We start from the raw sequence: 18394 nt of genomic DNA on the forward strand, positions 1-18394 counted from the left end.
CGGGCTCCTCAGTACGCTCCGCGACCGTCGACGACGGCGCGGAGGGTACGGCCCATGACGTCGACATCACTGGTGAAGGACCAGTTGTCCACGTACTGGAGATCAAGCTGAATCGTTTCGTCCCATGACAGGTCCGACCGTCCGCTGATCTGCCACAGCCCCGTCATTCCGGGCCGTACGGTGAGCCGGCGCAGCTCGACCTCGTCGTACTCCGCCACCTCCTCCGGCAGCGGCGGGCGCGGTCCGACCAGCGACATGTGTCCGGTGAGCACGTTGATCAGCTGCGGCAGCTCGTCCATCGAGGTGCGGCGCAGCAGCCGGCCGACCCGGGTCACGCGGGGGTCGCGGCGCATCTTGAACATCAGGCCGTCGTTCTCGTTCGCCCCGGAGAGCTCGGCCTTGCGGGAGTCGGCGTCGACGACCATGGTGCGGAACTTCCACATGACGAACGGGCAGCCGTCGCGGCCGATGCGCCGCTGGCGGTAGAAGGCCGGGCCGCGGGAGCCGAAACGTATCGCCAGGACGATTCCGAGGAAGAGCGGCGACAGAAGCAGCAGTCCGACCCCGGCCCCCGCCCGGTCCAGGGCCGACTTGAGCAGGGTCTGCCAGCCCCGGCCGACGGGCGGTACGACCCGCAGTACGGCGAGCCCGCCCGCGGTCAGGGTCTCCAGCCGTTTGACGGATACCTCGACCAGCCCCGGGAACACGGCGAGTTCCAGCCCCGCGTCGTGCAGGGCCCAGGCGACCCGGCGCAGCCGGTCCCCGGCGAACCGCGCGCCCGGGGCGACGAGCACCAGGTCGGCGTGGTGGCTGCGGACGGCGCCCAGCACGGCCTCGGAGTCGCCGCCCGGGGCCTGGGGCCTGGCCTCGCCGAGCCGGGCCGCGACGGGCACCCCGCTGACGAGCGATCCGACGCCGACCGGGACCACTCCGACCACGACGTACGGGTGGTCGGTTCGCGCGGCGAGGTGCGCGATGACGTCCTCGGCGGAATCGGGCTCGCCGATGACCAGGACCCGGCTGACGGCCTGGGCCTCGCGCCGGGCCGCCGAGAGATGACGGTAGGTGAGTTTGTGGCAGGCCACGGTGATCAGCAGGGCGGGCAGCAGGGCCCCGAGGGCGGAGAGCCGGGGGGTGTCCTCCTCGGTCACCACGCGGGCCACGGCCAGGACGCCGATCAGAATCAGCCAGTCGTGCAGGACGGGCAGCACTCCGCGCGATTCCCCGAGCAGCCGGGACGCGTAGCGGCGGCGCAGCGCCTGTACGCCGGTCCACGCGAGGGCGGCACCGAGGGCGCAGTACACCGGTCGTACCTGCTGGGCGGCCTCGAAGACGAGTCCGACGGGCACGGCGGCGCCGAGGAAGTCCGCGGCGAGGGCAGCGGGCAGGTACCACCGCGCCTTGTCACCGAGCCGACGGGCAGGCGCTGTCGACGCCTGGGCCGTTCTGGCCACTCTTTGCGCAGGAAAATGAACATGCCTCATGGGCCCCCCTGGCACGTGGTCTATGTCGAGCGCGAGTGTCCACGGCTTCCCCAGGCAACGGACATCTGTCGCACCGGGAAACAGTACGACAAACGCCCGTACGGTAAATGCCGTTTGGGTTAACGCGACCTCTCGTTGCCCAAGTGTTAGCAACCGGTATCAGCCGTTCCTGTTACCGCGCTCTCCTCTCCCACACAAAGGTGAATGGTCCGGATAGCGGATACGTCTCTTCGGACAACGAACCGTTTCCAGCCAACCTTTTGACGCGGCCCTGACATTCCGCGCGCTAAGTGGCAATCTTCGACCGTTCATCGCACCAGCCCTGATCTGCCCGGAGGCCCACCCAGCCGTCCGGAACCCCCCTTGCAGAAGGAGTCTGCGTTGAGGTCCACCCCCCAGCGGCGCGCCACTGCGGCCGGCGCGCTCATTGCCGCGGCAGCACTGCTCGCCGTAGGCATACAGACCGGCACCGCCACCGCCGACGCCACCGCGTCCCAGGCCGGCACCGCCGTCCAGTCCAACCCGGGCGCGGCCAACCGGGTACTCAGCGCTTCGGAGCGTGCGACGCTCCTCGCCGAGGCCAACTCGACCACCGTGCAGGCTGCCAAGGCCCTGGGCCTCGGCAGCGGCGAGAAGCTGGTCGTCCGCGATGTGGTCAAGGACGCGGACGGCACCACGCACACCACCTACGAGCGCACCTACGACGGCCTCCCGGTCCTCGGCGGCGACCTCACCGTTCACGCCAAGGACGGCGTGACCAAGAGCGTCACCAAGGCCACGCACCACGAGATCAAGGTCGCGGACACCGACGCCACGGTCACCCCGGCGGCAGCCGAGAGCCAGGCCGTCTCCGCCGCGGGTGCCGAGGGCTCGAAGGAGGCCAAGGCCTCCAAGAACGCCCGCAAGGTGATCTGGGCGGCCGAGGGCGTTCCGGTCCTCGCGTTCGAGACCGTCGTCGGCGGCATCCAGCACGACGGCACGCCGAACGAGCTGCACGTGGTGACCAACGCCAAGACCGGCGCGAAGATCACCGAGTGGCAGGCCATCGAGACCGGCACCGGCAACACCATGTACAGCGGCCAGGTGACGCTCGGGAGCTCGCAGTCGGGCAGCAACTACACGCTGAACGACGCCACCCGCGGCGGCCACAAGACGAACAACCTCAACCGCGGCACCTCCGGCACCGGAACCCTGTTCTCCGGCCCGGACGACACCTGGGGCAACGGCCTTCCGGCCAACCTGGAGACGGCCGCCGCCGACGCCCACTACGGCGCGCAGGTCACGTGGGACTACTACAAGAACGTGCACGGCCGCAACGGCCTGCGCAACGACGGCGTCTCCCCGTACAGCCGCGTCCACTACGGCAACAACTACGTGAACGCGTTCTGGGACGACTCCTGCTTCTGCATGACGTACGGCGACGGTGACGGCAACGCCAAGCCGCTCACCTCCACCGACGTCGCGGCCCACGAGATGACCCACGGCCTGACCTCGGTCACCGGCAACATGACGTACAGCGGTGAGCCCGGCGGTCTGAACGAGGCGACCTCCGACATCTTCGCCGCGGCCGTCGAGTTCTACGCCAACAACCCGCAGGACGTCGGCGACTACCTGGTCGGCGAGAAGATCGACATCCGCGGCAACGGCACCCCGCTGCGGTACATGGACAAGCCGAGCAAGGACGGCTCGTCCAAGGACGCCTGGTACTCGGGCATCGGCTCGATCGACGTCCACTACTCCTCGGGCCCGGCCAACCACTGGTACTACCTGGCCTCCGAGGGATCCGGCGCCAAGGTCGTCAACGGCGTGAGCTACGACTCGCCGACCTCCGACGGCCTCCCGGTCACCGCGATCGGCCGCGACGCCGCCTCGAAGATCTGGTTCCGCGCGCTGACCACCGGTCTGTTCCGGTCGAACACCAACTACGCGGCAGCCCGTACGGCCACCCTGCAGGCCGCCGCCGACCTGTACGGCGCCGGCTCGACCACGTACAACAACGCGGCCAACGCCTGGGCGGCCATCAACGTCGGCCCCCGTGTGGTGAGCGGCGTCACGGTCACCAACCCGGGCAACCAGACCACCGTCACGGGCAGCGCGGTCAGCCTGCAGGTCCAGGCCACCAGCACCAACCCCGGCGCGCTGAGCTACGCGGCCACCGGCCTCCCGGCCGGCCTGTCGATCAACTCCTCGACCGGCCTGATCTCCGGTACGGCCTCCACCGCGGGCACGTCCAACGTGACCGTCACGGTGACCGACTCGCAGAGCAAGACGGGCACGGCGGCGTTCACCTGGACGGTCGGCACCTCGCAGCCGAACGTCTTCGAGAACACCACCGACTACGCGATCGCGGACAACGCGACCGTCGACTCCCCGCTCACCGTGAACCGCACGGGCAACGCGCCGAGCACCCTCAAGGTGGACGTCAACATCGTCCACACCTACATCGGTGACCTGAAGGTCGACCTGGTCGCCCCCGACGGCACCCTCTACAACCTGCACAACCGCACCGGCGGCAGCGCGGACAACATCGTCAAGTCCGTCACGGTCAACGCCTCCTCCGAGGTCGCCAACGGAGTGTGGAAGCTCCGGGTCAACGACAACGCGAACCTCGACACCGGAAAGATCGACAGCTGGAAGCTCACCTTCTGACCCCACCGGGGTCCGCGTGAAGGACAGCTGAACCGCTAGACACGGGGCCGCCCGGGAGGAAACCTCCCCGGGCGGCCCTGTCCCATGGGCCGTGTCCGGCCGGGACCACCGGCGCGGCGGCGCGCGGCCGAGAAGCGGGCCGGGCGGTCAGCCGATGGAGCGGAAGATCCGGGTGAGGAAGTCCTCCTCGCCCACCGCGCCTTCCTCACCGGTGTCGGCGACGTTGTCCCCTCGGCCGGTCTCCCCGCGGCCGCCCTGGCCCCCGTTGCCGTCGAGGTCCTCACGGGCCCCGCCCCCGCTGCCCTGGTCGCCGATGCCCTGGTCGCCACGGCCCTGGTCCGCGCTGCCCGGGTCCGCGCCGCCGAGGTCACCGCCGCCCTGGTCGCCGATGCCCTGGTCACCGCGGCCTTGGTCACCGCGGCCCTGGTCGCCGCGGCCCGGGTCCGCGCCGCCCTGGTCGCCGATGCCCTGGTCACCGCGGCCGCCGCCGTCACCGCCGCCGTCACCGCCGTCACCGCCGCCGTCACCACGGCCGTCACCGCGCCCGTCTGCCGGCCTGAAGAAGACCGCGACGACCTCCACGTCCCGCACCCGCTGGCCCGGCGCCAGGACTCTCTCCGCCCTGCCCGAGCAGCCCTGGTTGCCGAAGAGGACGGCCTGCGACCTGGTCTGGTTGACCACTTCGACGGCGGGCTCGTTGCGGGAGGTGTGCGTCAGCAGGTAGCAGGTGTCGTTGCCCGCGGGACGGATCTGCGCGCGGCGCTCGTCCCCGTCCTGCTCGAAGAACCGGTAGTGCAGCGTGCCGAGGGGGCCCCCTCCCTGGTCGTCGGCCGGCGACGGGCCGGCGGTGGGCAGGACGAGAGCGACAGCGCCGACGAACACGGCGGCGGCGGTGGTACGAAGACGCATGGGGAGTCCGTTTCTCGGGTTCCACGGATGCCGGGTCCGGTGGCATCCGCGGGCAGCGTAGGAGCGGACAAAGGTGCAGAAACGGTTAGGCATGCTGAATACGTTCGAAGGTTCACCCTCCCGGAAGGCCCTTCTGAGCCCATCCGGCAGCGCCCGGGCAGGCCCGTACGCCCCGGCGCACCCAAAGGGTGCGGAGCGTACGGGAAGCGGCGCCGGGTCAGACGGAGGCGCGTTCGGGGGTCGCCCCGGCGGCCCGGCCCGCAGCGGCCGGGCGGACCAGCACCAGCGCGCCCAGCAGGCCCATCACCCCCGCGACCACGAACACCTCCCGCAGCCCGCTCGCGAAGGCCTCCTCCACCCAGCCCCGGGCGCCGTCGGAGGCCGCCAGCAGCTCCCCCGCCCGGCCGGAGGCCAGCGCCCCGGCCGTGCCCGGCGGCCGGCCCGAGCCGTCGAGCCCGTCGGCCAGCCCGGACTGGAAGACCGCGCCGAGCACCGCGATCCCCAGGGCCATGCCCAGCTGCCGCGCGGTGTTCAGCGCGCCACCGGCCATGCCCGCCCGGTCCGGAGCCACGGCGGCCATCGCGGCGGCCGCCAGCGGCGGGATGGCGATGCCCACGCCCACCCCGGCCACCACCATCCCCGGGATCAGGGCCGGCCAGCCGTCGCCGGCGTCCAGCATCCACGCCTGGAGCAGTGCGCCCGCACCGATCAGCAGCAGTCCGCCGCCGATGGTCAGCCGGGCGGACGCCTCGTGCAGCAGCCGGCCCGCCAGCGCCGACGCGACGAAGGAGGCCAGGCTCAGCGGCACCAGCACCAGACCCGCGCCGACGGGGCCCATCCCCTCGGCGGACTGGAGCCACAGGGACACGTACATGAGGTACGAGAACGCCGCCCCGGACAGCAGCAGTGCGGAGGTCATCACCGTGACGAAGGCCGGGCTGCGGAAGAGCGAGAGGTCCAGCATCGGACGGGAGCTGCGCAGTTCGACGAGGACGAAGGCCGCGAAGCAGGCGGCGCCCAGGCCGAGGACGCCGAGGGTGGCGGGGGCGGTCCAGCCGTGCTCGCCGGCCCGGATCAGGCCGTACGTGAGGGCGGCGGCGCCCGCGGTGAAGGTGGCCGTGCCCGGCAGGTCCAGGCCCTTGGCGTGCGGGTCGCGGGACTCGCCGACCGCCTTGAGGGTGACGTACACGGCCAGTGCGCAGACGGGCAGGTTGATGTAGAAGATCCAGCGCCAGCCGAACTGCTCGGTGAGCAGCCCGCCGATGACCGGCCCGGCCGCGGCGGCGGCGCCGTTGACCGCGCCCCAGACGCCGAAGGCGATCCCGCGGTCGCGGCCCTGGTAGGCCCCGCTGAGCAGGGCCATGGTGGTGGCGAACATGGCGGCGCCGCCCACGCCCTGGACGGCGCGGAAGGCGATCAGCGCGGCCGGGCCGCCGGCCAGGCCGCAGGCGAGCGAGGCGAGGGCGAAGACCCCGATCCCGGCGAGGTAGAGGCGCCGGCGGCCGATCCGGTCGGCGAGCGCGCCCGCACCGAGCAGCAGGGCGGCCAGGGCCAGGGCGTATATGTCCAGCACCCACTGGAGCCCGGCGAACGAGGTGTGCATGTCGGCGGCCATGTCGGGCAGGGCGACGGTCACGATCGTGACGTCGACCAGGAGCATGAAGGCCCCGAGGCACACCGCCGTCAGCGGCAGCCACTTGCGCATGTTCTCTCCTCGGGGTGGGGGCCGGATCCCGGCCGCCCCGAGGTGTCAGGCACGGGCCTTGATCCCGCATCCGGAAGCGGGTCGGCGGCTGGTTTCCGCCGTCGCGGTGCCTGGGATGACGGAAACCATGAACCCAGTGAAACCGGACCCCCTCGATCAAGCCTTGATCCAGGCTTTGACGACCGACGGCCGGTCCTCCTCCTCCCTCAGCCGCCTGGCCGAGGTGGGGGACGGGCGGCTGGTGGACCCGCCGCCCGTCCCCCGGACGAGTAAGTCCGGAGTGGTGCCTGCGGTTCAGCGCAGGACCACTCCGTCCCCCGGACCCGCGTCACCCGGCGCCGGGCCCACGACCAGGCCCAGTTCGGCCGGGGTCGCCAGCAGCGGGTGCGCGGGCAGGATGCGGACGGTGTAGCCGAACGGCCCCGTACGGTCGAGGGCGAGCGGGCCCTCGTACACCCAGCGGCCCTCCAGGTCGGGACCGGTGGCCGGCTTGAGCGGGAAGGCCCGCGCGTCCCGGATCACGTCCTGCGGGTCCACCCGGCCGGCGACGGCCTGCACCTCCACGTCCTCTGGCGCGAGCGCGTCCAGTGACACCCGTACCCGCAGCGTGAGCGTGGCGCCGAGTTCGGCGGTGCCGTCGACGGGGGCGGCGGCCAGAGCCTCCACGTGCTCGACGGCGACCCGCGGCCAGGCGGCCCGGACCCGCCCCTTCCACCAGGCGAGGTCCCGGGCCGCCTCGGCGGTCAGGGCCCGGTGGGCGAGCGCGGCCGGCGCGTACAGCCGCTCCACGTACTCCCGCACCATCCGCCCCGCCAGCACCTTGGGCCCCAGCGAGACCAGCGTGCGCCGGACCATCTCGATCCACCGCACGGGCAGCCCGGTGCCCCCGGTCCGGTCGTAGAACCGGGGCGCGACCCGGCCCTCGATCAGATCGTAGAGCGCGTTCGCCTCCAGGTCGTCCCGGCGGTCCTCGTCGGCGCCGAGCCCGTCGGCGGTCGGGATGGCCCAGCCGAAGTCGGGCTCGAACCACTCGTCCCACCAGCCGTCCAGCACGGACAGGTTGAGGCAGCCGTTGAGCGCGGCCTTCATCCCGCTCGTCCCGCACGCCTCCAGCGGACGCAGCGGGTTGTTCAGCCAGACGTCGCAGCCCGGGTAGAGCTTCTGCGCCATGGCCATGCCGTAGTCGGGCAGGAAGACGATCCGGTGCCGCACCCGCGGGTCGTCCGCGAAGCGCACCAGCTCCTGCACGAGCCGCTTCCCGCCGTCGTCGGCCGGGTGCGCCTTGCCCGCGACCACGATCTGCACGGGCCGGTCCGGGTCCAGCAGCAGCCTGCGCAGCCTTTCCGGGTCGCGCAGCATCAGCGTCAGCCGCTTGTACGAGGGCACGCGCCGGGCGAAGCCGATGGTCAGCACGTCCGGGTCGAGTACGGAGTCCACCCAGCCCAGTTCGGCCTCGGCGGCCCCGCGCTGGCGCCAGGAGGCCCGCAGCCGGTCCCGTACCTCCTGCACCAGCTGCTCGCGCAGCACCCGGCGCAGGTCCCAGACGTCCTGGTCGGGGATGTCGGCGACCGCGTCCCAGCGCTGGGAGCCGCCGACCGAGAGGGCGTCCTCGGTGCGGCCGGCGCCGATCTGCCGGGCGCCGAGCCGGACCACCTCGGGGGCCACCCAGGTCGGGGCGTGCACCCCGTTGGTCACGGAGGTGATGGGCACGTCGGCGGCGTCGAAGCCCGGCCACAGCCCGGCGAACATGCCGCGGCTGACCGCGCCGTGCAGGGTGGACACCCCGTTGGCCCGCTGGGCCAGGCGCAGCCCCATCACCGCCATGTTGAACACCCCGGGGTCGCCGCCGGGATAGGACTCGGCTCCGAGTTCGAGGATCCGCTCGACCGGTACGCCGTCCAGTTCCCCGCCCTCTCCGAAGTGCCGGGCGACCAGGGCGCGCTCGAAGCGGTCGATGCCGGCGGGGACGGGGGTGTGCGTGGTGAAGACGGTCCCGGCGCGCACCGCCTCGACGGCGGCGTCGAAGCCGAGGCCCCGCTCCCGTTCCAGTTCCCTTATGCGTTCCAGCCCGAGGAAGCCGGCGTGGCCCTCGTTGGTGTGGAAGACCTCGGGGTCGGGGTGGCCGGTCAGGGTGCAGTAGAGGCGGACGGCGCGGACGCCGCCGATGCCGAGGAGCATCTCCTGGAGCAGCCGGTGGTCGCTGCCGCCGCCGTAGAGCCGGTCGGTCACCTCGCGGGCCGCGGTGTCGTTGTCCTCGACGTCGGAGTCCAGGAGCAGGAGGGGCACCCGGCCGACGCGGGCCTGCCAGATGTGCGCGTGCAGGGCGCGTCCGCCGGGCAGGGTCAGCGAGACCCGGGCGGGGGTGCCGTCCTCCTGGCGCACCAGGGCGAGGGGCAGCTCGTTGGGGTCGAGTACGGGGTAGTGCTCCTGCTGCCAGCCGTCGCGGGAGAGCGACTGGCGGAAGTAGCCGTGGCGGTACAGCAGTCCCACGCCGATGAGGGGGACGCCGAGGTCGCTGGCGGCCTTCAGGTGGTCCCCGGCGAGGATCCCGAGCCCGCCGGAGTACTGGGGCAGGGCGGCGGTGATGCCGAACTCGGGGGAGAAATAGGCGATCCCGGCGGGCAGGGCACCCTCGGACTCGTGTCCCTGGTACCACCTCCCGCCGTTCAGGTAGTCATCGAGGTCGGCGGCGACGACGGCGAGCCGCCGCAGGAACCGGCGGTCGCCGGACAGTTCCGCCAGCCGGGCGGCGGACACGGCGCCGAGGAGCCGGACGGGGTCGCCGTCGGCGGCCTGCCAGCCCTCGGGGTCGACGGATTGGAAGAGTTCGCGGGTCTCCGCGTGCCACGACCAGCGCAGGTTGTGCGCGAGGTCGGTGAGTGGCAGCAGGGTCTCCGGAAGGACGGGGCGCACGGTGAATCGACGGATAGCCTTCACGTGTTCCACCTTCGCAGGGGATTGCGGATCGGAGCGGCCGCACCACGCTGTGCACCGCGCATCACCCCCGGAAGGCTAGCGAGGAGGGCTCGCGCCGACCATGGTGCCCCGGCCCGGCCGCCGTCCCCGCGCGGCAGCTCGGTGGATCAGCGGCGCGAGGACGGAACCGGCCCGCGGACCTCTCACGGACTCCTCGGACCGGTCCGGAACGGTGCCCGGCCGAGCGGGTGTTGCGGTGGGCGCGGAGGGTGAATCAGCGCACGGGAGGGACCCGGGAGGTGGATGAGACGCCTGATGTCCGTACCCACATCAGGTAGTCCTGCCCGACTTGACGGAGCCCCGCCGGATGTCGACCCGGGGCTTCATATTGCCCGTGCCACTACGTACGAGTAGTTAACCGGGCGCCCGGATTGGGCGGGGTGAGAGTGGGAAGGGCTCACCGGGTACGCGCGGTACACGCACGGCGCACCCGCCCCCTACCTCTCCCCGCCACCCGAGTGAACGCGGACAGGAGCGGCCATGCCCGCAGCCCAGCCGTCTTCCGAGCGGCTAGAAACAGAGCGAACAGAGCGTGCACGACCAGCCGGTTCCCCGGCTGCGCTGTTGTCACCGAGCCCTGCGAACTGCCCCCAGGTGATCCCATCATGATCGGTCGCATTCCCGTGCTGGACGTCCGCCCCGCCGTCGACTGCGGCGCCAGACCCGCCAAGGCGGTCGTGGACGAGGTCTTCGAGATCTCCGCCACCGTGTTCCGTGAGGGACACGACGCCGTGGCGGCCCATGTCGTGCTCCGAGATCCGAGCGGGCGGCTGCGGCCCCCCGTGCCCATGCACGAGCTTGCCCCCGGCACCGACCGCTGGGGGGCCCGGGTGTCCGCCGAGGCCGAGGGGAGGTGGACGTACGCCGTCGAGGCGTGGAGCGACCCGGTGGCCACCTGGCGGTCCCATGCGGCGATCAAGATCCCCGCCGGGATCGACACCGGGCTCGTCCTGCTGGAGGGCGCCGAGCTCTACGCGCGGGCCGGGGCCCGGATCCCCAAGCGCGACGGCCGTGAGGCGGTGCTGTCCGCCGCCGAGGCCATGCGGGACGAGGACGTGGAGGTCGCCGTGCGGTACGCGGCCGCCCTCGCCCCCGAGGTGGACGCGGCGCTCGCGCGGCGCCCGTACCGGGAGCTGGTCACCGCCGCCAAGGCGCTGCCGCTGCTGGTCGAGCGCAAGCGGGCCCTCTTCGGCTCCTGGTACGAGCTGTTCCCGCGGTCCGAGGGGGCCTTGGTCGACGCCGGGGAGGTACCGATCAGCGGGACCTTCCGGACGGCCGCCGACCGGCTGCCCGCGGTCGCCGCGATGGGCTTCGACGTGGTGTACCTGCCGCCGATCCACCCCATCGGCAGCACCTACCGCAAGGGACCGAACAACACGATGTCGGCGGGGAGTTGGGACCCGGGCGTGCCGTGGGCCATCGGCTCCACGGAGGGCGGGCACGACGCCGTCCACCCGGACCTCGGCACGATCGAGGACTTCGACGCCTTCGTCGCGCGCGCCCGCGAGCTGCACCTGGAGATCGCGCTCGACTTCGCCCTCCAGTGCTCGCCCGACCACCCCTGGGTGGAGAAGCACCCGGAGTGGTTCCGCCACCGCGCCGACGGGACGATCGCGTACGCCGAGAACCCCCCGAAGAAGTACCAGGACATCTACCCCGTCCACTTCGACACCGACATGGCCGGCATCGTCGAGGAGACGCTCCGGATCCTGCGGTACTGGATGGCGCACGGCGTCCGCATCTTCCGGGTCGACAATCCGCACACCAAGCCGGTGGTCTTCTGGCAGAAGGTGATCGCGGACATCAACAAGTCCGACCCCGACGTGATCTTCCTGGCCGAGGCCTTCACCCGCCCGGCGATGATGCGCACCCTCGCGGCCGTCGGCTTCCAGCAGTCGTACACGTACTTCACCTGGCGCAACACCAAGGCCGAGCTCACCGAGTACCTGACCGAGCTGTCCGGCGACCGCTCGGCCTCCGTGATGCGGCCGAACTTCTTCGTGAACACCCCGGACATCCTCCACGAATACCTCCAGCACGGCGGGCGCCCCGCCTTCGAGGTGCGGGCCGTGCTCGCCGCCACGCTGTCCCCCTCCTGGGGGGTCTACGCCGGGTACGAGCTCTGCGAGAACACCCCGGTGCGGGAGGGCAGCGAGGAGTACCTGAACTCGGAGAAGTACGAGCTCCGGCCGCGGGACTGGTCCGCGGCCGACCGCGAGGGCCGCACGATCGCCCCGCTGATCACCTCCCTGAACCGGCTGCGCCGCCGCAACCCCGCCCTCCAGCAGCTGCGCGACATCCATTTCCACCCGACCGACAACGAACAGGTGATCGCCTATTCGAAGCACGCCGGGGCCAATTCCGTACTGGTGGTCGTCAACCTCGATCCGCACCACACCCAGGAGGCGACGGTCTCGTTGGACATGCCGGTACTCGGCCTCGACTGGCACGGGTCCCTCGCGGTGCGCGACGAGCTCACCGGCGATACCTATCACTGGGGCAGGGCGAACTACGTGCGCCTAGAGCCGGGCCGCACGCCCGCGCACGTACTTTCCGCTCTGCGACCGTCCCCGCCCACCGGAGGGTCACCCACCACATGATGATCAACGATCCCGTCCCCGACACCTTCGAGGACACCCCCGCCAAGGACCGCGACCCCGACTGGTTCAAACGGGCCGTCTTCTACGAGGTCCTCGTCCGCTCCTTCCACGACAGCAACGGAGACGGCGTCGGGGACCTCAAGGGGCTCACCGCGAAACTGGACTACCTCCAGTGGCTCGGCGTCGACTGTCTCTGGCTGCCGCCGTTCTTCGCCTCGCCCCTGCGCGACGGGGGCTACGACGTCTCCGACTACACCTCCGTACTCCCCGAGTTCGGCGACCTCGCCGACTTCGTGGAGTTCGTGGACGCCGCGCACCACCGCGGCATGCGGGTGATCATCGACTTCGTCATGAACCACACGAGCGACCAGCACGAGTGGTTCCAGCAGTCGCGCAAGGACCCCGAGGGACCGTACGGCGACTACTACATGTGGGCCGACAACGACAAGCAGTACCAGGACGCCCGCATCATCTTCGTCGACACCGAGACCTCGAACTGGACGTACGACCCGCTACGGAAGCAGTACTACTGGCACCGCTTCTTCTCGCACCAGCCGGACCTGAACTTCGAGAACCCGGCCGTGCAGGAGGAGATCGTCTCCGCCCTCAGATTCTGGCTGGACCTCGGCATCGACGGATTCCGGCTCGACGCCGTCCCGTACCTGTACGCCGAGGAGGGGACGAACTGCGAGAACCTGCCCCGCACGCACGAACTGCTGAAGCGGGTGCGGGCCGAGATCGACGCGCACTACCCGGACACCGTCCTGCTCGCCGAGGCGAACCAGTGGCCCGAGGACGTCGTCGACTACTTCGGCGACTTCGCGAAGGGCGGGGACGAATGCCACATGGCCTTCCACTTCCCCGTCATGCCGCGCATCTTCATGGCCGTACGGAGGGAGTCCCGCTACCCCGTCTCCGAGATCCTGGCCAAGACCCCGGCGATCCCGGACCGCTGCCAGTGGGGCATCTTCCTGCGCAACCACGACGAGCTCACCCTCGAAATGGTCACCGACGAAGAGCGCGACTACATGTACGCCGAGTACGCCAAGGACCCGCGGATGCGTGCCAACATCGGCATCCGTCGCCGCCTCGCCCCGCTCCTGGACAACGACCGCAACCAGATGGAGCTGTTCACCGCCCTGCTGCTGTCGCTGCCGGGCTCGCCGGTGCTCTACTACGGCGACGAGATCGGCATGGGCGACAACATCTGGCTCGGCGACCGCGACGGCGTCCGCACGCCCATGCAGTGGACCCCGGACCGCAACGCCGGTTTCTCCTCCTGCGATCCGGGCAGGCTGAACCTGCCCGTCATCATGGACCCGGTCTACGGGTACCAGGTCACCAATGTCGAGGCCGCGATGGCATCGCCCTCGTCACTGCTGCACTGGACCCGTCGGCTGATCGAGATCCGCAAGGCGAACCCCGCCTTCGGACTCGGCTCGTACACCGAACTGCCCTCGTCCAACCCGGCGGTGCTCGCCTTCCTGCGCGAGTTCGGGGACGACCTGGTGCTGTGCGTGCACAACTTCTCGCGCTTCGCGCAGCCCACCGAGCTGGATCTGCGGTCGTTCAACGGGCGGGTCCCGGTGGAGCTCACGGGTGATGTGCGCTTCCCGCCGATCGGCGAGTGGCCGTACCTGCTGACCCTGGCGGGACACGGCTTCTACTGGTTCCGGCTGCGATCCGAACAACGGGCCGAGCCGCGACCCGAGTAGTCGGCGGGCAGCCCCGGACGAAGAGGGGCGGGCAGCTCGAATGGGTCAACCGCCCGCCCCTGTACGGATCATCCTGACCCGACACTCGCACACGCCGGAGAAGCAACTGCCGCACATCCGGGACACTCTGCGCATTCTGTGACGGCCCGGGGAAAGGACGCGACGCCATGTCGGAGGCTGCATCCGCCCGGAGCCGGCTGGCGGCCGACCGGGCCGCCGGGATCGGCCCGCTGGAACCGATGCTGCGGGCCTGGCTGCCCGCACAGCGCTGGTTCGCGGGCAAGGGCCGCACCATCAGCAGGCTCAGGGCGGTCTCGGCCGCCGAACTGCTGCCCCCGGGCTCCACCCCCGGACTGCTGCACCTGCTCCTCGACGTGGACGGGGACTGCTACCAACTGCTGCTGGGCATCCGCCCGTCCCTGCCGCCCGCGCTCGCGCCCACCCTGATCGGCCACGCCGAGGACGGCCCGTACGCGGGCCGGGCCGTGTACGAGGCCCTCGGCGACCCCCGGCTGGCGGCGATGCTGCTGGAGCGGCTGCGCTCCCCCGGCACCCTGGGCCCGCTCCGCTTCGACCGGGACCCGCAGGCTGCCGTACCGGCCGGCCTGGTCCCCCGGCCGCTGTCCGGGGAGCAGACCAACTCGTCCCTCATCTACGGAGATTCGTTCATCCTCAAGGTGTTCCGCCGGGTCGGCCCCGGGGTCAACCCGGACCTGGAGCTGCCCAGGGCCCTGGCCGCCGCCGGCTGCGCCCGCGTCCCGGCGCCCGTCGCCTGGTACGAGGCCGAGCTGCCCGGCAGCGAGCCGCTGACCCTGGGCGTCCTCCAGCCCTACCTGCGCGGCTCCGACGACGGCTGGCAGCTGGCGCTGCGCCGGCTGGGGGCCGGGGAGGACTTCGCCGCCGAGGCGAACGCGCTCGGCCGGGCCACCGCCGAGGTGCACAGCGCGCTCGCGGGCACCCTGCCCACGCTCGCGCTCGGCCCCGAGCAGACCGCCCGGCTCGCCGCCGGGATGACGGCGCGGCTGGCGGCCACCGCCCGCGAGGTGCCCGCGCTGCGGGCCTACGAGGCGGGGCTGCGGGGGGCCTTCGACGCGCTGGCCGCCTCGCGCGGTACGGGGGTCGCCGCCCAGCGGATCCACGGGGACCTCCATCTGGGGCAGACCCTGCGCACCCTGGACGGCTCCTGGTCGTTGATCGACTTCGAGGGCGAGCCGGCCCGGCCGCTGGCCGACCGGCGCCGCCCCGAACCGGCCGTGCGCGACATCGCCGGGATGCTGCGCTCCTTCGACTACGCCGCCCGCTCGCACCGGCCGTTCGCCCCCGCCTGGGCGGACGACTGCCGGGCCGCCTTCTGCGAGGGCTACGCCCGCACCACCGGGCGCGACCCGCGGGAGGACCCCGTACTGCTGCGGGCGTACGAGACCGACAAGGCGGTGTACGAGGCCCGGTACGAGTCCCGGCACCGCCCCGACTGGCTGCACGTGCCGATGGCCGCGATCCGGCGGCTCGCCTCCGGCACGGACCGGAGCTTCGGCCGGGCCATGCCGGGCCCGGGGTCCGTCGCCCGCCCGGGCCCGGCCACGGGTGCCGGTCCGGGTGCCGGATCCGGTGAAACCTTCCCCTCCCTGTCCCCCCACCCCCGCCCGCAGCCGCCTAGGAGGCCGCACACGTGAGCCCCGCCCGTCAGTCCCCCTCCACCACCTCGCCGTCCCCGGCACCGGCCGCCCCCGCGGCCCCGGCTCCGGCCGCGGCCCCGGGCCGCGGAGCGCCGGTCGCGGCGGCGCGCAAACCCAAGGCGTCGGCGCCGCGCGCCCGGAGGGCTCCCGAGCGCGGGCTCCGGCCGGCGCCCGCCCTCGGCGGTGACGAACGGGCCCGGCTGCTGGAGGGCCGCCACCACGATCCGCACGCCGTGCTGGGCGCGCGCACCCAGCGGGGCGGGTTGGCCTTCCGCGTGCTGCGCCCGTACGCCAAGGCGGTCACCGTCGTGGCCAAGGGGCTGCGCGCCGAGCTCCTCGACGACGGCGACGGGCTGTTCTCCGGGCTGCTGCCGCTCACCGGGGTGCCGGACTACCGGCTGCTGGTCACGTACGACAGCGACGAGATCGAGGTCCACGACCCGTACCGGTTCCTACCCGCGCTCGGCGAGCTGGACCTGCACCTGATCGGGGAGGGCCGGCACGAGCAGCTGTGGAAGGCGCTCGGGTCCGAGCCGATGGAGCACCAGGGGGTGGCAGGCACCCGCTTCACGGTGTGGGCGCCGAACGCCCAGGGGGTCCGGGTCACCGGGGACTTCTCCTACTGGGACTCCGTCGCCTACCCGATGCGCTCCCTGGGCGCGACCGGGGTGTGGGAGCTGTTCCTGCCGGGCGTGGCCGAGGGCGCGCTGTACAAGTACGACATCACCCGGCCCGACGGCAGCCACACCCTGCGCGCCGACCCGATGGCCCGGTCGGCGGAGGTCCCCCCGGCGAACGCCTCGGTGGTCTCCGCCTCGCGGTACGTGTGGCAGGACGACCGGTGGATGGCGGAGCGGGGCGCCCGCCCGGCCCACCAGGCCCCCCTGTCGGTGTACGAGGTGCACCTGGCGTCCTGGCGGCCCGGTCTCTCGTACCGGCAGCTGGCGGAGCAGCTCCCGGCCTACGTGAAGGAGCTGGGCTTCACGCACGTGGAGCTGATGCCGGTCGCCGAGCACCCCTTCGGCGGCTCGTGGGGGTACCAGGTCACCGGCTTCTACGCGCCGACCTCGCGGATGGGCACCCCGGACGACTTCCGCTGCCTGGTGGACGCGCTGCACGGGGCGGGGATCGGGGTGATCGTCGACTGGGTGCCGGCGCACTTCCCGCGCGACGACTGGGCCCTCGCCGAGTTCGACGGGCGGCCGCTGTACGAGCACCAGGACCCGCGGCGGGCCGCGCACCCGGACTGGGGGACGCTGGAGTTCGACTACGGCCGCAAGGAGGTCCGCAACTTCCTCGTCGCCAACGCCGTGTACTGGTGCGAGGAGTTCCACGTGGACGGGCTGCGCGTGGACGCGGTGGCCTCGATGCTCTACCTCGACTACTCGCGGAGCGAGGGCGAGTGGACGCCCAACGAGCACGGCGGACGGGAGAACCTGGACGCGGTGGCGCTGCTCCAGGAGATGAACGCCACCGTGTACCGGCGCTGCCCCGGGGTGGTGACCATCGCGGAGGAGTCCACCGCCTGGGAGGGCGTGACCCGGCCGACGGACTGCGGCGGTCTCGGCTTCGGGCTGAAGTGGAACATGGGCTGGATGCACGACACCCTGCGCTACATGTCGAAGGAGTCGGTGCACCGCAAGTACCACCACAACGACATGACCTTCGGGATGGTGTACGCCTTCAGCGAGAACTACGTGCTGCCGATCTCGCACGACGAGGTGGTGCACGGCAAGGGCTCGCTGGTGTCGAAGATGCCCGGGCAGGACTGGTGGCAGCGGCGGGCCGCGCACCGGGCGTACCTGGGCTTCATGTGGGCCCATCCCGGCAAGCAACTGCTCTTCATGGGGCAGGAGTTCGCCCAGGGTTCGGAGTGGTCGGAGGTGTACGGGCCGGACTGGTGGCTGCTGGACTCCTCCTACGCCGCGGCCGCCGACCACCGGGGCGTGCGCGACCTCGTGCGCGACCTGAACCGCGCGTATACGGCGGCGCCCGCGCTGTGGGAGCGGGACAGCGTGCCGGAGGGCTTCGCCTGGGTGGAGGCGGACGCGGCGCAGGACAACGTGTTCGCCTTCCTGCGGTACGCGCAGGACGGGTCGCAGCTGCTCGCGGTGTCGAACTTCTCGCCGGTGGTCCGGCACGGCTACCGCATCGGGGTGCCCGAGGAGGTGCCGCTGTGGCGGGAGGTCCTCAACACCGACCACCAGGCCTACGGCGGCAGCGGCGTCCACCACGCACAGCCGCTGCGGCCGGAGCCGGTTCCGGCGCAGGGCCGGCCGGCGAGCCTGCGGATGACCCTCCCGCCCCTGGCGACGGTCTGGCTCAGGCCGTAGCGGCCGCCGCCAGCTCCTCCTCCAGTTCCTGGAGGAGCCGGCGTTTGGCCCGGGCACCGACCAGCTGCTTCACGGGCTCGCCGTCTCGGAAGACGAGCAGGGTCGGCATGGACAGCACCCCGTACCGGGTGACGGTCCCGGGGTTGCTGTCCGCGTCGATCTGCACGACCTTGAGGCGGTCGGCCTCCTCGGCGGCCACCGCGGACAGGACGGGGGCGAGCTGGCGGCAGGGGCCGCACCAGTCCGCGGTGAACTCCACGAGGACGGGCCGTCCCCGCACCCCCAGCACCTCGGCCTCGAAGTCCTCGTCGGTCACTTCCGCCACGCCTTGTGCGCGCACCATGTCG

10 protein-coding genes are annotated in these 18394 nt (G+C 72.1%); 5 read left to right on the forward strand and 5 right to left on the reverse strand.

The window, feature by feature from the left end:
• Positions 1–8: 8 nt before the first annotated feature.
• Positions 9–1484, reverse strand: a complete 1476-nt coding sequence (locus OG447_RS00495) for a sugar transferase (protein ID WP_266934176.1) — start codon at positions 1482–1484, stop codon at positions 9–11.
• A gap of 381 nt (positions 1485–1865) precedes the next feature.
• Here OG447_RS00495 and OG447_RS00500 point away from each other — a divergent pair, with 381 nt between their 5' ends.
• Positions 1866–4133: a M4 family metallopeptidase gene (locus OG447_RS00500; RefSeq protein ID WP_266934177.1), complete on the forward strand. Its 2268-nt coding sequence runs from the start codon at positions 1866–1868 to the stop codon at positions 4131–4133.
• A gap of 147 nt (positions 4134–4280) precedes the next feature.
• Here the strand turns inward: OG447_RS00500 and OG447_RS00505 are convergent, their stop codons facing one another.
• The 3 genes from OG447_RS00505 to glgP form a co-directional block, all read right to left on the reverse strand.
• A complete protein-coding gene (locus OG447_RS00505) occupies positions 4281–5042 on the reverse strand; it encodes a hypothetical protein (RefSeq protein ID WP_266934178.1) in 762 nt (253 codons plus the stop codon).
• Positions 5043–5259: 217 nt separating this feature from the next.
• Positions 5260–6747, reverse strand: coding sequence for an MFS transporter (locus tag OG447_RS00510; protein ID WP_266934179.1), 1488 nt, complete (start codon positions 6745–6747; stop codon positions 5260–5262).
• A 294-nt stretch (positions 6748–7041) separates the two neighbouring features.
• The gene (gene glgP / locus OG447_RS00515; RefSeq protein ID WP_266934180.1) at positions 7042–9684 is read right to left on the reverse strand and encodes an alpha-glucan family phosphorylase; all 2643 of its coding nucleotides are present in this window, start codon (positions 9682–9684) and stop codon (positions 7042–7044) included.
• Positions 9685–10328: 644 nt separating this feature from the next.
• Here glgP and OG447_RS00520 point away from each other — a divergent pair.
• The 4 genes from OG447_RS00520 to glgB all read left to right on the forward strand — a co-directional run bounded on the left by OG447_RS00520 (position 10329) and on the right by glgB (position 18047).
• Positions 10329–12323: an alpha-1,4-glucan--maltose-1-phosphate maltosyltransferase gene (locus OG447_RS00520; RefSeq protein WP_266934181.1), complete on the forward strand. Its 1995-nt coding sequence runs from the start codon at positions 10329–10331 to the stop codon at positions 12321–12323.
• A complete protein-coding gene (treS, locus tag OG447_RS00525) occupies positions 12320–14038 on the forward strand; it encodes a maltose alpha-D-glucosyltransferase (protein ID WP_266934182.1) in 1719 nt (572 codons plus the stop codon). Before OG447_RS00520 ends, treS begins: the two co-directional genes overlap by 4 nt.
• 167 nt (positions 14039–14205) lie before the next feature.
• The gene (locus tag OG447_RS00530; protein WP_266934183.1) at positions 14206–15711 is read left to right on the forward strand and encodes a phosphotransferase; all 1506 of its coding nucleotides are present in this window, start codon (positions 14206–14208) and stop codon (positions 15709–15711) included.
• Positions 15708–18047, forward strand: coding sequence for a 1,4-alpha-glucan branching enzyme (glgB, locus tag OG447_RS00535; protein ID WP_266934184.1), 2340 nt, complete (start codon positions 15708–15710; stop codon positions 18045–18047). Before OG447_RS00530 ends, glgB begins: the two co-directional genes overlap by 4 nt.
• Here the strand turns inward: glgB and OG447_RS00540 are convergent.
• Entirely contained in the window at positions 18037–18390 is a 354-nt protein-coding gene (locus OG447_RS00540) for a thioredoxin domain-containing protein (RefSeq protein ID WP_323181706.1), read from the reverse strand. The genes glgB and OG447_RS00540 overlap by 11 nt on opposite strands.
• Positions 18391–18394 lie beyond the last annotated feature (4 nt).

Origin of the sequence: Streptomyces sp. NBC_01408 (assembly GCF_026340255.1) — a bacterium.
Lineage (GTDB): Bacteria > Actinomycetota > Actinomycetes > Streptomycetales > Streptomycetaceae > Streptomyces.